12 protein-coding genes and 2 pseudogenes are annotated in these 13,040 nt (G+C 69.0%); 5 read left to right on the forward strand and 9 right to left on the reverse strand.

What is annotated here, in order from left to right; all coding sequences use genetic code 11:
• Positions 1-218: 218 nt before the first annotated feature.
• Both ACIRG6_RS06650 and ACIRG6_RS06655 read right to left on the reverse strand, forming a co-directional pair.
• The gene (locus ACIRG6_RS06650) at positions 219-509 is read right to left on the reverse strand and encodes a WhiB family transcriptional regulator (RefSeq protein WP_364684438.1); all 291 of its coding nucleotides are present in this window, start codon (positions 507-509) and stop codon (positions 219-221) included.
• Positions 510-713: 204 nt separating this feature from the next.
• Positions 714-1,016 (reverse strand): hypothetical protein, encoded by a 303-nt coding sequence (locus ACIRG6_RS06655; RefSeq protein WP_403321238.1) that lies wholly within the window; start codon positions 1,014-1,016, stop codon positions 714-716.
• 343 nt (positions 1,017-1,359) lie between these two features.
• On the opposite strand from ACIRG6_RS06655, the gene ACIRG6_RS06660 reads away from it, so the two are divergent.
• Positions 1,360-2,025, forward strand: coding sequence for a maleylpyruvate isomerase family mycothiol-dependent enzyme (locus ACIRG6_RS06660; protein ID WP_403321239.1), 666 nt, complete (start codon positions 1,360-1,362; stop codon positions 2,023-2,025).
• A 106-nt stretch (positions 2,026-2,131) separates the two neighbouring features.
• Here the strand turns inward: ACIRG6_RS06660 and ACIRG6_RS06665 are convergent, their stop codons facing one another.
• Positions 2,132-3,364, reverse strand: a complete 1,233-nt coding sequence (locus tag ACIRG6_RS06665) for an MFS transporter (protein WP_403321242.1) — start codon at positions 3,362-3,364, stop codon at positions 2,132-2,134.
• 270 nt (positions 3,365-3,634) lie between these two features.
• Here ACIRG6_RS06665 and ACIRG6_RS06670 point away from each other — a divergent pair, with 270 nt between their 5' ends.
• Positions 3,635-4,387, forward strand: a complete 753-nt coding sequence (locus tag ACIRG6_RS06670; protein ID WP_403321244.1) for a hypothetical protein — start codon at positions 3,635-3,637, stop codon at positions 4,385-4,387.
• A 15-nt stretch (positions 4,388-4,402) separates the two neighbouring features.
• On the opposite strand, the gene ACIRG6_RS06675 is transcribed toward ACIRG6_RS06670, so the two are convergent.
• The 3 genes and pseudogenes from ACIRG6_RS06675 to ACIRG6_RS06685 form a co-directional block, all read right to left on the reverse strand.
• Entirely contained in the window at positions 4,403-5,008 is a 606-nt protein-coding gene (locus tag ACIRG6_RS06675; protein WP_403321247.1) for a hypothetical protein, read from the reverse strand.
• A 223-nt stretch (positions 5,009-5,231) separates the two neighbouring features.
• Positions 5,232-5,453 (reverse strand): hypothetical protein, encoded by a 222-nt coding sequence (locus ACIRG6_RS06680; protein WP_403321847.1) that lies wholly within the window; start codon positions 5,451-5,453, stop codon positions 5,232-5,234.
• Positions 5,446-5,879 (reverse strand): annotated as a pseudogene (locus ACIRG6_RS06685) (alpha/beta fold hydrolase); the annotation flags it as partial. The pseudogene ACIRG6_RS06685 and the gene ACIRG6_RS06680, both read right to left, overlap by 8 nt.
• A gap of 544 nt (positions 5,880-6,423) precedes the next feature.
• On the opposite strand from ACIRG6_RS06685, the gene ACIRG6_RS06690 reads away from it, so the two are divergent.
• From ACIRG6_RS06690 to ACIRG6_RS06700, 3 genes and pseudogenes are all read left to right on the forward strand, one after another.
• On the forward strand, positions 6,424-6,969 hold the full coding sequence (locus tag ACIRG6_RS06690) for a hypothetical protein (RefSeq protein WP_403321248.1): 546 nt from the start codon (positions 6,424-6,426) through the stop codon (positions 6,967-6,969).
• Between the two features lie 764 nt (positions 6,970-7,733).
• Entirely contained in the window at positions 7,734-8,837 is a 1,104-nt protein-coding gene (locus ACIRG6_RS06695) for an NAD(P)/FAD-dependent oxidoreductase (RefSeq protein WP_403321251.1), read from the forward strand.
• A gap of 549 nt (positions 8,838-9,386) precedes the next feature.
• Positions 9,387-9,587, forward strand: a pseudogene (locus ACIRG6_RS06700) (aldo/keto reductase); the annotation flags it as partial.
• 256 nt (positions 9,588-9,843) lie between these two features.
• Here ACIRG6_RS06700 and sbnA read toward each other — a convergent pair.
• The 3 genes from sbnA to ACIRG6_RS06715 are packed head-to-tail and all read right to left on the reverse strand — an operon-like array spanning position 9,844 to position 13,021.
• On the reverse strand, positions 9,844-10,869 hold the full coding sequence (gene sbnA, locus ACIRG6_RS06705; protein ID WP_364686620.1) for a 2,3-diaminopropionate biosynthesis protein SbnA: 1,026 nt from the start codon (positions 10,867-10,869) through the stop codon (positions 9,844-9,846).
• Positions 10,870-10,910: 41 nt separating this feature from the next.
• A complete protein-coding gene (gene sbnB / locus ACIRG6_RS06710; protein WP_364686617.1) occupies positions 10,911-11,978 on the reverse strand; it encodes a 2,3-diaminopropionate biosynthesis protein SbnB in 1,068 nt (355 codons plus the stop codon).
• Positions 11,975-13,021 carry a TauD/TfdA family dioxygenase gene (locus ACIRG6_RS06715; RefSeq protein ID WP_364686614.1) on the reverse strand — a complete coding sequence of 349 codons (1,047 nt, stop codon included), beginning with the start codon at positions 13,019-13,021 and terminating at the stop codon, positions 11,975-11,977. Before ACIRG6_RS06715 ends, sbnB begins: the two co-directional genes overlap by 4 nt.
• Positions 13,022-13,040 lie beyond the last annotated feature (19 nt).

A 13,040-nucleotide genomic window follows, 5' to 3' on the forward strand; every position in this document is an offset into this window, starting at 1 on the left:
TCGGGTCGGGCAACCATGCCTCTCACGACGGGTCCACGCCGACGGATTCTGGGGGCGAGGTGGTCGAGCTACAGGGTTCGGCCGGCGGTGACGCCCGGCGGGAGACAAGCGGTGCGACATCGGGCCGGGCGTCCCGGCAGGCGGCCCGGGCGCCAGAGGGCGGGGACACCTCGTTGAAAGGTGACCAGGACTGTTCGCCGCCGCTGACCGGCGGCCGGTCAGCTGGCCTGCGGCTGCTGCTGCTCGACGCGCGCGCTGTCCAGGACGTGCCGCCAGGAAGCAACGCCCGGTCTGCGGCGCAGCAGTGCGCGGCGTTCGCGCTCGGTCATGCCGCCCCACACACCCCACTCGATGCGGTTGTCGAGTGCTTCCACCAGGCAGTCGATGCGTACGGGGCAGCCCTCGCAGACAGCCTTGGCCCGCCTCTGACGGGTGCTCTCGGCGAACAGTTCGTCCGGGTCGGCGCCGCGGCAGGCGGCGTCCTCCTGCCAGTACTTCACGGTCGTCATCGTGTTCCTCCCCCGTCGCGTTCGGCGACGGCACCGAGCCTATGCCCAGGTCACCGCCGATCATTCCCCACATGTCCGCAAGGGGGGCGGTCGGACGGGACTGTAACTATTGGACATTTGAGGTGAGTAACATCCGAAAGCAACGGCGTCCTCCCCGCACGGACTTCGACCTCGCCCCACCTGCCGGCGTCGGCCCGTTGCGACTCACCTACTCACGCGGCGACGGGTGTGGGTGCGGGCTGAGAGCACGAGCGCGCCCACGGCGGCGGCCATCAGCGGGAGGGCGAAGTGGCCGTCGAGGGGCCCGGCCAGGGCGGTGCCTGCGGCCAGCCCGAGGCGGATCGCGCTGGACATCCAACCGACCCCCTCCGTGGTCGTCCCCAGCGGGGCCAGCGCGGTCACCGCCAGACCGGCCACGGTAAGCACCGGGACGAACAGCGCGCCGGGCAGCAACACCGCGGCGAGCACCACGGGGGCCGGGAGCGGACGATCAGGGGCAGCCAGCACGCCGCGAACACCGTCCCCAGCAGGAGGAGATGACGCGGCCGGGGGGCGGTGACCGGTTGTGTCAGCGGGAGCGGCAACGTCTGCCAATTGCTTCGGGCAGTACTTAGCTGATCAGCCGGGTGGGAGAGTTCGTGAGGGCTGACAGCCTTGGGCAGCCCATGGTGAGCTTGGCAGTTGTGGTGACTGCCGTGTGGGTGCGATCCGGGTTCAGGCGACAGGAGAAAGATTGCTCAACGGCGATGACATTCCTCGGGAGCAACAGTCTCCTTCGGGAATGCCCCTGTCGAAGTCCTGCGGGGGCCGGGGCACGCAGTTCACGATTCTGGACAGGAGTACAGCCCATATGAGTAACGCGGCATTGACAGCGGACCGCAAGCGTGACGCCGGGGTGTGGCCCTTGATCCACGCTGAGAGAGCGGCGCTGGCAGCCGATCTGGCAGATCTGACGGACGAGCAGTGGGCGACGCCGTCGCTTTGCACTGGCCTGACAGCGCGTGAGGTGCTGGCGCACCTGACCGCGGGCGCGAGCCTCAATACGATGCGCTGGCTGGCGGGTGTGATCCGCTGCCGGTTCGACTTCGACAAGCAGGTGGCCATGCGGCTGGCCCAGCAACTCGGCACGACCCCGGGCGAGACTCTTGAACGTTTCCGGCGCACCGTCCCGAGCACGACCAAGCCTCCCCTGCCTGCCATCGCCATGCTGGGCGAGACGATCGTGCACGGCGAAGACATCCGGCGCCCGCTGGGCATCCGCCGTGACTATCCGGTCGATGTCGTGGCGAGGACGGCCGGGTACTACCAGGGGTCAGACCTTGTAGTCGTCGCCAAGGGCCGCATCAGCGGCCTGCGGCTCGTGGCCGATGACAGCCCGTTCACCAGCGGTTCGGGGCCCCTCGTGTCCGGCCGCACCGTGGCCTTGATCATGGCCATGACTGGTCGCGCCACGTACGTGGACGATCTCGAAGGCGATGGTGTGGAACTGCTTCGAAGCCGCTGCGGGACATCGTGACACGGTGTCGTGTCCTCCAGCCCGGCTCCGGAGCAGCAGCCGACGTGCGCCAGGGCTGACCCGGGGTGAGTGGTCATCTTGGTGATGGCGGGCCCTGCTCCGGTGCTCACGCGGTGGCGGGCGCGCGGGTGTGGGTGCAGGCGGTGAGTATGAGCACGCCCAGGGCGGCGGCCATCAGCGGCAGCGCGAAGTGGCCGTCGAGGGGCCCGGCCAGGGCGGTGCCTGCGGCCAGCCCGAGGCGGATCGCGCTGGACATCCAACCGACCCCCTCCGTGGTCGTCCCCAGCGGGGCCAGCGCGGTCACCGCCAGACCGGCCACGGTAAGCACCGGGACGAACAGCGCGCCGGGCAGCAACACCGCGGCGAGCACCACGGGGGCCGGGAGCGGACGATCAGGGGCAGCCAGCACGCCGCGAACACCGTCCCCAGCAGGAGGAGATGACGCGGCCGGGGGGGTGGCGGGCTGGCAGCGGGCGAAGACCACGCCGCCGGCCAGGCCCGCGCCGGAGAACACAGCGGGCAGTGCGCCCGCCAGCCAGGAGGCGTCCTGCCGGTCGGCCACGGCGATCGCGGCGACGTCGAGCGCGCCGACGGTCACGCCGAGGCAGACCAGAGCAGTGTGGGCGAGGTCGAGGAACAGGCGTACCCGCGTACGTTCCACACCGCGGCGGTCCTCGCGGGCACGACCGAGCACGTCGTGCTGTGTCACGCCCATCACCCCTGGATCGCGTTCGCTCAGGAGCGCCGGGACTGGTACACCGAGGAGTTCCTTGCCCCGCCGCCGTGCGCCCGTAGCTTCACCGACCTGGGCTTCGTCGTGCTCGATCACGGGGAGCTCACGCTGCCGCTCGCAGACGTTGACACCTCGGTCCTCACCCAGGGCGAGTGGCGCGAGATCCGCCTCTACGGCATCACCAGGCTGGGCGGAGTGCTCTTCAACGCCTGGGACTGACGCGCAGGCGCGCCTCGGGCCGTCGGCCAGTCGGCGGCTGAGCCAGGCGTCGTCCGCCTCGTGCAGGACGACGGCGAGCTCGTCCGGAGTGCGTTCGCGCAGACCGTCGGGGCCGGCCAGCATGCGGGCGCCCGTGTCCAGGTCCAGCCACCGTCGCAGCGCCTCCTCACGGCCGTAGACGACCTCCTGCACCGAGACCCGTGCGAGGTCGAACCCGGGACGGGCGATACCCGTCTCCCCCAGCCTCGGCAGCTCCGACTCCACGCCACCGGACCAGCCGGCTAGCTGGCCGGGCGGGTCGAGCCACACCAGGGCGTAGGCGTCCGCTCCCTGCCCGGACAGCCACGTGCCGAACTCACCGGGCGGGGGCGCGCTCTGCTCACTCATCCACGGGGCCGTCTGCTCGAACGGCGGTGGCACGCCGCGCGGCCCGGGGACGGCGGCAGACAGCAGCCTGCCTTCACCGGTGGCAGCCGCCGCCGCGACGGACGGCGGCGTTCCGCCCGGCGGGAGCGCGGGGGTGCCGTTCAGCAGCCCCGTCCCGCGAGGCGGGAAGGGGAGGGGCCACATCTGTTGATGCTCCACAGTCGGCTCGTCCTGATACATGGCTTGCGCCGCTTAGTTCGGCCTCTTGGCAGGGGTTGTCATACTTCCCGGATGGAGATGCAGGCCGTGGAGGCTGGGCGGCGCTGGCTTGCGGAGCGGGGCATCAGGCAGGTGCGCGAGGGGTGGATGAGCGACGAGGAGCCGGACGTGCTGCTCACCGCCAACCAGGTGGCGCACTCCTGGGCCGGCGAGGTATTCGCCGAAGACCTGGATGCAGCCGAGCAGCTGCGACTGGCGTTCGGGCTGCTGGACCTCCTCGACGACTACTGGGTCACCTGCGAGATCCGGTTCGCGAACGCGAGTGCGGCAGGCCCGCTGCCGGCCGGCGTGCTGTGGGACGGCTACCGACGGCGGCTGGAGGCGGACAGGGACGTCGAGGCGGTCACCTACTCACTGTGGGTGGACTGGTTCGAGGACCGCACCACGTCCGCGACGGCTTTCACCGAGGTCCTCGGCAACGACATCGACCGCGTGGTCGCGGAGCGATCGGAGGCTCGGCTCCGCCGGGCCCGTCGGGTTCTGGAGTGCTCGGGCCCGGTGCCGTGGCCGGTGAAAGAGCGCACGTACCGCACCGCCGTGCAACTGCCCGCCCTGCACCCCGCGCTGTTCCGTGCTCTGCGGGCAGGCTTCCACGACATCTACGGCGACCTGGAACCAGCAGCCGCGCTCTCTCTGCTCGACCGGCTGGATCTCCCCGCCGATACCCCACACCGCGCCGAACTGCGCCACGTCCTCGCCGCGGGGCATCACAACCACTACCGCAGCCCTCGCGCCTGGGACGAGGCGGTTCGCTCCCGCTCCTGAGCCGAAGCCTGGCACTCAGTCGAACATGCCGGCGTACGGGTCTGGTTCGCCGGTCATCGGATCCAGGCCCGCGTGGAACCGGCGTTCCTGTTCCTCGTGGTGGACGAAGGTGCCCACGCGTCCCCACAGCGACAGGTCGCTGAGGGGGCACTCGTCGAAGTCGGCGGTCATGAGCCGCCTGAGGAATGCGGCCATGCCACAGTCGAACAGTGCCCAGTGGGGACTGTCGTGCCGTCTGAACACGACCACAGGCCACTGGTCAGGGTCCGGTCCGGTCATCAGCCAGCCGAGTTCGTTCGCGTTGCATCCGCTGGCCCAGGGCAGGACCCGGTCAGCACTCAGCTGGATTCCGGGTACTCCGCCCTCCATGGCCCACAGCTCCCGGAACCCCGCAGTGTGACCGGTGATCGACCCCTTCCAGCCGTTCCCGGTCGGCAGAGGCGGGAGAACGCTCAGGTCATCGATGCCGCCGCCACCGTAGACCGCCATGAAGCCCCGATAGTCGGACGGAAGAGCAGTCCCCAGGGCGGCTTCGGCTGCCGCCCAGTCCACCTGCTCGTCCGCACCCCACTGGCTGTGCAGAATCCGCTGCAACGCCTCTACGTCAGCTCGGCCCGCCATCTGTCCCCCTGATTCTCGTGCTGCTGCACGATACCCAGGCGACCACCAGGCACGTACCTCCAGCAGACACTGTCCGAGACCCGGCCCGGCACCCCTCGTCGCGTTCATGCCGAACCGAGCAGACGCGGACGACTGGATGGAGCACAGCACCCCGGTCTTCTCCTCCGGGGCCGGTAGCCGAGGCGGGGCAGCGGCTGGCGGGAAAGGGGCACCCCGAGCCGGCCTACAAAGGTCCCAGCTCGCCGTCGGTCGTGAAGCGTGTCAAGGATTCTTCCAGCAGCTCGAGGAACTGACGCAGGTCACCGGCTACTTGGTCGAGCTCCGGTTCGTCCAGCGACGCTGTCCGCGTCCGGTGCACCGTCCCGTCGAGGCCCGCGACGTAGGACAGGCCGCCTCCGTTCGAGCCGATGACCAGACCGTGGACCTTCCGGCCGGTGCACGCCACCCAGGCTGTGCCCGACCAGCACCGCCGGGCCGTTCCTGGCCGCGCGCCGCACGATGCCCGTGACGCGCGCCTCGTAGTCGTCCAGCCCGAGGCCCTTCAGCGGGGATGGCTCGGCCGCCATCGCTTCGAGGTCCTGCCGCTGGTGCGACTCCGGGACGAAAGCCTCCGTGCCATGCTGCGGCTGGTCCACCATGACGACGTGGTGACCGCTCAGCGTCAGCTCCCGCGCGATCGGCATCCAGAACGGGTCGGCGCTGTGGGTACCGTGTACCAGCACGTAGGTGGTGAGCCCGCGACGTGGCTTCGCCGCCGCTCGCGAGGCTCCGCACCCGCCGGCCAGGGCGGCACCCCCAGCGCGAGCCCCAGACCGCGCAGCGCCGTCCGCCTGGTGGTATCCGTTCGTTGTTCGTTCGTGGCATCCATCATGTTCGGCAGTCGGTACTGGAAACGCAGACCCACAGTCACGACGAGCTGAGACGCCACTCTCCATTTCCCCCTGGCAGAGACGACAATCCGGGACACCAGCCTCGGCACGTCTCACCGCACAGTGCATCATGCCTGGTCAGCGCGATGCCTCGGTGCTGGATCCCATGGGACGGGACAGTGCCGCAGCGCCCTCGTGGACGGCTGCCTCGCCGGGACCGGCCTGGCCGGGGCCCGACTGAGCAACGACACGACAGGAAAAGTTCGACCTCGGTAACACGGCTCAGCTCATCGGGTCCGCAGCGACACGCCGTCATCACGGGGGTGAGAAGGCATCAGAACATCACTCTGAAAGCCTAATAGTATGTCAATCGCCTTTTTCAGTACCTGACCTGAGGTTCCGTCAGGTTGTGGAAGGGGCCGGAGAATACCCCGTTCGGAGCTGAATCCCCGGCTTCTCGAAATGCCCGTCATATCGGCTCTGGGTAAGTTCGTTCACGAGCCGGCCGAACGGTCCGGCGTCTCTGTTCGAACAGGAGATGGTGAGATGAAGCTTCGTGCGACCATGGTCACCGCCGGAGTGTCGGCTGCTGCGGCTCTGGCCGTGACCGGCATCACCTACGCCTCGGCCGGCACCGCTTCGGCGCCCCAGGAGGTTCCGGCCGCCGTGGCCGCCCCGACCGGCGGCGACAGCGGCAACAGCAAGGGCGACGAAGGCAAGGGCAACGAAGGAAAGGGCAACGAAGGCAAGGACGAAGGCAGGGGCTACGGAGGCAAGGGCCACGACCGGGGCGACGACTACGAGGACGAGGGCCGTATCCAGATCAACGAGCGGTCCTACTCTGCTCACGCCGGTGACTGCATCACCGTGGTCAGCGGCCTGGGCGCGAAGACCCTGAACATCCGCAACGACAGCCGCAAGACCGTCGAGGTCTTCCGCGGGGCCGTCTGCGACAACGGTGCTCCCATCGCCACGGTCGGACGCCACAGCTCCAGCTACGGCGTGCGCCCCGGACACGTCAAGAGCATCGACATCGACGACGGTGTCCTGGCCAGCTTCCGGGTGACCAAGAGCCACCACGACGAGTACTAGGCCACGGCCGCCCGCATAAGTGGAACCCCGGCCCGCTGGAATCGGGCCGGGGTCCCAGTTTGGCCCATGCGCGTAGCGGTCACGCCCGGGCGGCGAAGGCGGACTCCAGCGCGTGCCTGCGCCGCCGGTACGGTTACCTGGTCGTGTCACCGGCCAGCCGAAGTCGGCCGACTTCCGGGGCTCCCAGCAGGACCGTCCGGTTCGGCCTCGGTGGCCCGGCCCGGCCCGGTCCAGGGCGGGCGTGACGTGCCGAGCCCCACGATGCCCGGGGCGGCCAGGTGCCAGGTCAACTGGTCGAAACACCGAGAACGACACAATGAGCCTGGACTCCGATGTGCAGGATGTCCTGGCTGCGGAAGCTGCCAGGCTGATCATGATGCAAGGTCATTCCACCAGCCGGCGCTCATGGTGCCGTCATCACGTCCAGCGGGTCGACACCTCGACCGAGCGGGACCCCTGCTCCTGCCCGCTGGTCTGGACAGCCACGGAATCGCCAGCCGGCCGATGTGCTGCTCGGAAACCCTCTCCCCTGCCTTGACCGGACGTCCGATCCCGCGGCTCTCCGCCGGTCGGTCACGGTCGTTGTCCGAGGTGGCCGGTTGACATATTGCGGACCGGTGCGAGGCTGAAGGGGACACTGTTCAGCCGTCGCGTCACGTAGAGCCTGACAATGCCGCCCACCGGGTCCAGTCACCCACCAGTTCGCGGCGGCGACAGATGCTCCGCAGGGGGGACAGGTCCGGGACGCGAAGTGAGGCGATCGAATGGACCGGGTTCCCGAGGTGGCCGTGGTAGGAGCCGGCATCGTCGGACTCTGCACCGCCTATGCACTGGCCGAACGCGGAACAAGGGCGCGGGTCTATGAAAGCGGCGTTCCAGGCCATGGGCAGTCCAGTGGCCAGTCACGCATATTCCGCCACGCGCATGACGACGCCCGCCTAGTTGAATTCACCCGGCAGGGCCGTGGCGTCTGGGACGAGTGGGCCGACCGGTTGGGCGCCGAACTGATCTCCCAGGACGGAGTGGTCGCCCTGGGCGATCCCGTTCCTGAGAGACTGCGCATTCTCCACGATGCCGGCGGCATACCGGCCCGGGCCGTGGACAGCGCCGAGCTTCACGCCCGCATGCCGCTCCTCGCCGACTATCACGGTAACGCGATGCTCGATGAGGACGGCGGTGCCATCCGCACCCGTGTCGCGGTAGAGGGCCTGGGCGACGCGCTGGGTGACTCTGTGGTCACCGACGAGGTCATCTCGCTGCATCGGACGGGCCGCGGCACGGTGGAGGTGCTCAGCGCCGTCGGCCGCGAAGAGTACGCAACGGCCGTGGTGTGCGCCGGCCTGGGCACCGCGCGGCTGGCGCGCAGCGTGGGGCTCTCGCTCCCCGTACAGCCGGCAGCGCACGTCCGCCTCACCTTCCAGGTCAGGGGAGCGCCTCCGGAACGGGTTGCCTGCCTGCAGGACAGCAGCGGCGACTTCGGAGAGGTTGGCGTCTACGCAGCCCCCTACCCCGGCAACAGCCGATATGCGGTGGGCCTCAGTCAAACGGTCGAGGTGCGGGAGGACGGCAGCTTCGCGGACCCCGAAGCGCTGGTGGCGCTCAACGACCGCGCCCGCGGGTACGTCTCGCGCGCACTGCCCGACCTCGACCCCGAGCCCGTCGAGTACCTGCACTGCTGGGTGACGAGCCTGCCGTGGAGCGAAGACGGCATGGCGGTCTGGGAAGCCGACGAGAGGATCTTTTTCGCCGCCGGGCACAACCTGTTCAAACAGGCGCCTCGACTGGGACGGGCATTGGCCAGCGCGGCCATGGCCGAAGGACTCGAGGAGAACCTGCGTCCGGCGGCAGCACTCGGCCAGCCCCGCTGAATGCCCCGACAGTCGGCGCAGCCCGCCCCGACGACGTGGTACCTACGAGGGGCGAGGAAACCGGTACGCCCCGGCCTTCCCGGAGGCAGCTATGTCGTGTCCCCGTTTCCGAGAACTCTTCCGTGTTCGGTTGGTTGCTCTCATCCACGATCTTGAAGGTTCATGGTGGAGCCCGGCTGAGCGGCATCGGCTCCTTGCTCAGCCGCAGTTCACCGCTGGCATCCGTGTGGTGGGTGGCCATGGCGATCTGCAGCATGACGTGCCCTGCACCCGGGCGATCGCGAAAACTCCCTCCTAGGCTGGTCGTCAACCCGGGCCGGGGGGCGCATCGGTGATCGCGGTGCCATTCGGAAAGATCCCGATCACATCAGCGGCAGCGGCAGCGGCAGCGGCAGCGGCGCGACGCGGACGGCTTTCGCTGGATGAACCATGGGCCCAACGGGGAATCTTGGCGCGTGCCGCAGGAGAATCCCATTCCGGTCTGAGGTGTGTGCCGTTGTGCAGTTGGTGGTTGGCAGTCTTGGCCACCGTTATATCCAGGAGGAAGCCATGGCGGATCCGCGGTCGGTCATCCTTCCTGGCGGGGTTGCGGTCCCGGCGCTCGGTCAGGGCACCTGGGGGAGGATCCCGGGCGCCGCGCGGCCGAAGTGTCGGCCCTGCGCGCCGGCCTGGACCTGGGAATGACCCCTCATCGACACCGCGGAGATGTACGGGCACGGCGCGGCGGAGGAAGTGGTGGCTGAGGCGGTGTCCGCTACAGCCCAACTTAGATCCCACCGGTCCGCCACTTATCTGTATGTCGGCCACGCCAACGCCCTGCGCTTTGGCACCCACCGTCAAGTTCGGGACGTCTGGGCGACCTGCCCTGACCGTCTACGGCATCCTCCGCGCTGGCCCGTCGCGAACCGCGGTATCAGCGAGGCGAGCAACTACTCATGACCGGTGCGTTCATGACGACGTACCACCCCACCGTGATCCACGACCTGATGATCTTTGAAGACGGACCCTAGCTGTATTCCCGCGTGACACGCGCTGCCGACGGGGGCGGAGGTGTGAGTGATCCGTCTGATGGTGTCTGCGAGGTGAGGGCATCGTCGCCGTAGAGGGCCTGTACCCAGTTGGTCTGGTAGACGGTGTCGAGGTAGCGCTCTCCGAGGTCCGGGGCAATCGCCACAGGAGTCAGGTCGCGTGTGCCGTGCCGTGCGAGCCAGCTCGTCGCGCCGCTGACCACCGTGCCGGTGGAGCCTCCGAAGAGGAAGCCGCGCCTGGCCAGGCTCCGGCACGTGCGGATGGCGTCGGCCTCCTCGACCCGCACCGCCTCGTCCACGTACGCCTCGTCGAGCAGTGGCGGCCGTACGCTCATGCCCAGGCCGGGGATCATGCGGCGGCCCGGCGGGTCGCCGAAGATGGCCGAGCCGACGGTGTCCACCGCGACGATCCGCACCGGACGGTGCCAGGAGCGGAACCAGCGGGCACACCCCATCAGCGTTCCGGTGGTGCCGACGCCGATGAACAGAACGTCCAGTTGGGGGAAGCGGTGAGCGATGGCGGGAGCGGTCCTGCGATAGTGAGCCTTCCAGTTGTCGGCATTGGTGTACTGGCTCAGCCACACGTAACGGTCGTCCGAAGCGCACAGGTTTCGCACGTAGGCCAGCCGGGCGCCCAGGAGTCCGCCGGCGGCGGCCTCGTCGGAGACGACACGGACCTGGCTGCCCAGTGCCTCCATCATCAGGCGGGTGGCGAGGTTGCAGCGGGAATCGGTCACGCAGACGAACTGGTATCCCTTGCTCGCTGCGATCACGCTCAGGGCGACACCGAGGTTTCCGGAGGACGACTCCACCAGGATCGAATCCCGTGTCAGGGTCCCGCTCCGCTCGGCGGACTCCACCATCTCGGTCGCGGCCTTCAGCTTGATCGAACCGGCGAAGTTGAAGCCCTCGCACTTGAGGAACAGCCGGCGCCCGGACAACGAGGCGAGGTCGACGTAGAGGTCCTCTTCGTTGAAGGCCTGGGGGACGGATATGACTGGCACGATGGTCTCCTCGGGTGCGACCGGTTGGTCGGCGGGCCGTCTCAGCCGTGCCGCCGGAGTTCGTGGAAAAAGTCCTCGACGATCCGTAGTTCGCCTGACATGACCACCTCGTCGTAGACGTACTTGCCTACGGCGAGGTCGAGCACCCCCAGGCCGAACGGTGAGAAAACCACCGGCCGGCCGGAGGGCACCGTCACCCGGTCGGCCATCACGTCGTCGAGCGTGCCGAGCAGGAAGTCCCGGCTGCCGGTGAGGCGTTCGGTCAGGTGCGTTGAGGTGGCAGCCCTGAGACAGTGGTCGATGTCGTCAACAACGTTGGTGGCGGACAGCAGCACCTGGGGTGCGAGATCCCGCAGGGACACGTGCAGCACCACCGGGTTGTGGCGGAACCAGGACGGGTCGTCGATGTACGGCCGTCCGGCGACCGTGGCGAAGACGATCAGGTCGCTGTTACGGACCAGCTCCTCGGCGCTTGGGTGGACCGTGACGCGGCCGACGGCCCCGGCCTGCTCCAAGTACATCCGGAAGCCCGCCGAACTGTCGGCGGACAGGTCGTGCACGCCGATGGCATCGAACGACCAGCCGGTGCGGTCGAGATAGGTGTGAACGTAGCGGGCGATCAAGCCCGCCCCGACGAAGCCCAGCCGGGCGGGCCGAGGCCGTCCTCGGCTGAGCCGGTCAGCCGCCGACGCGGCGGACGCAGCGGTCCTGGCGGCACTGATGATCGAGCTCTCCAGGCAGGCGAAGGGGTAACCGGTGGCGTGGTCGTTGAGGATGAGCACGGCCGACGCCCGCGGGATGTCGGAGGCGACGTTGCCCGGGAAGCTGGAAATCCATTTCAGGCCGTCCACTTGGTAGTCGCCGCCCAGTGAGGCGGGCAGGGCGATGATGCGCGAGGAGGGCCGGTCGGGAAGGTGGAGGAAGCAGGACGGCGGATTGACCGAGTGTCCGGCGCCGTGCAGGCGGTACGCCTCCTCGACCACGTCCACCACGGCCTTCTCCCGTCCTTCGAGTACCTCCTTGACCTGGACGCCGGGGATGACCGCGAAGGGCGGCACCTTCGGCGTGTCCTCGTAGGCGGTCTCCGGTACGGGGTGTGTGGTGGTCATGACGCTGCCCTCCTGGTGCGCGCCGCGGTGTGGTGGGGCAGGAGGTTTATGGGATTGCCCATGGCCACGACCACCTCCCTGGGCCCCTCGTATGCTTCCCGGCTGTGCGCGGTGCGCAGGTTGTCCACGGCGATCAGGTCTCCCGCCTGCCAGGGCCGGCGCACGGTGTGTGCTTCGTAGGCCTTGTTGATCTGTTCCACGACGTCGGGGGGCACGGGGTCGCCGTTGCCGTAGCGGGTGTTGAAGGGCAGGCCGTCGGGTCCGTACTCCTCGATGAGGAACTCCCGAACGTCGGGGGCCATGGTCCACTCGTTGAGGAACGCGATCTGGTTGAACCAGCAGCGCCGGCCGGAGACCGGGTGGCGCAGCACGGCGGCGCGGTGCTGCCGGGTGCGCAGTGAGCCGTCCGGTTGCCAGGAGTAGTCGATGGCGTGGTCCCGGCAGTACGCCTCGACGGAGTCGCGGTCCTCGGTGCCGAAGGACTGGGTCAGCGTGGCGCCGATCTCGTCGTTGTATGTGCGGGTGAGCAGCCAGCCCTCCTGTTCGAAGCGGTCGACCAGATCGGGGGGCAGCGTTCGCAGCACGGCGGCCGCGTCGGCCACGGCCGTGGCGCCGCCCTCGGTGGGGGGCTGGAGGCAGGCGAACAGCAGCAGTTCGGGGCACTGTGTCGTGTAGCTCACCTCGTGGTGCATGCACATGGTCTGGTTGGGCGGCCACGTGGACGATGAGTAGATGCCCGTCGCATGCATGTCGCGGGCGGCGAACGCTTCCCGTTCGGTCGCCGGACGGTCGGCCAGCCGGTTAAGCACCGTCTCGACGTCGGACGGGGTGCGCAGACCGAGGCCGTGGACGGTGAGCGCGCCGTGCTCGGCAATGATGCTGCGCAGGGTGCGCCGGTGCTCGGCCGTCCAGGCCGCTGCGTCCGCGACGTCATGGGCTTCGATGACCGGGGGTTCGGCGGGGGTCGGTGATGCGGTGCCGTTCGTGGCGGGCGCGGCCGGTTCGGCGGGGGCTGAAGGCTTACGGAAGAGTCCGGACAGCATGGTGGTCTCCTTGGGGAGC

This window comes from Streptomyces flaveolus (assembly GCF_044765825.1).
Classification (GTDB): domain Bacteria; phylum Actinomycetota; class Actinomycetes; order Streptomycetales; family Streptomycetaceae; genus Streptomyces; species Streptomyces flaveolus.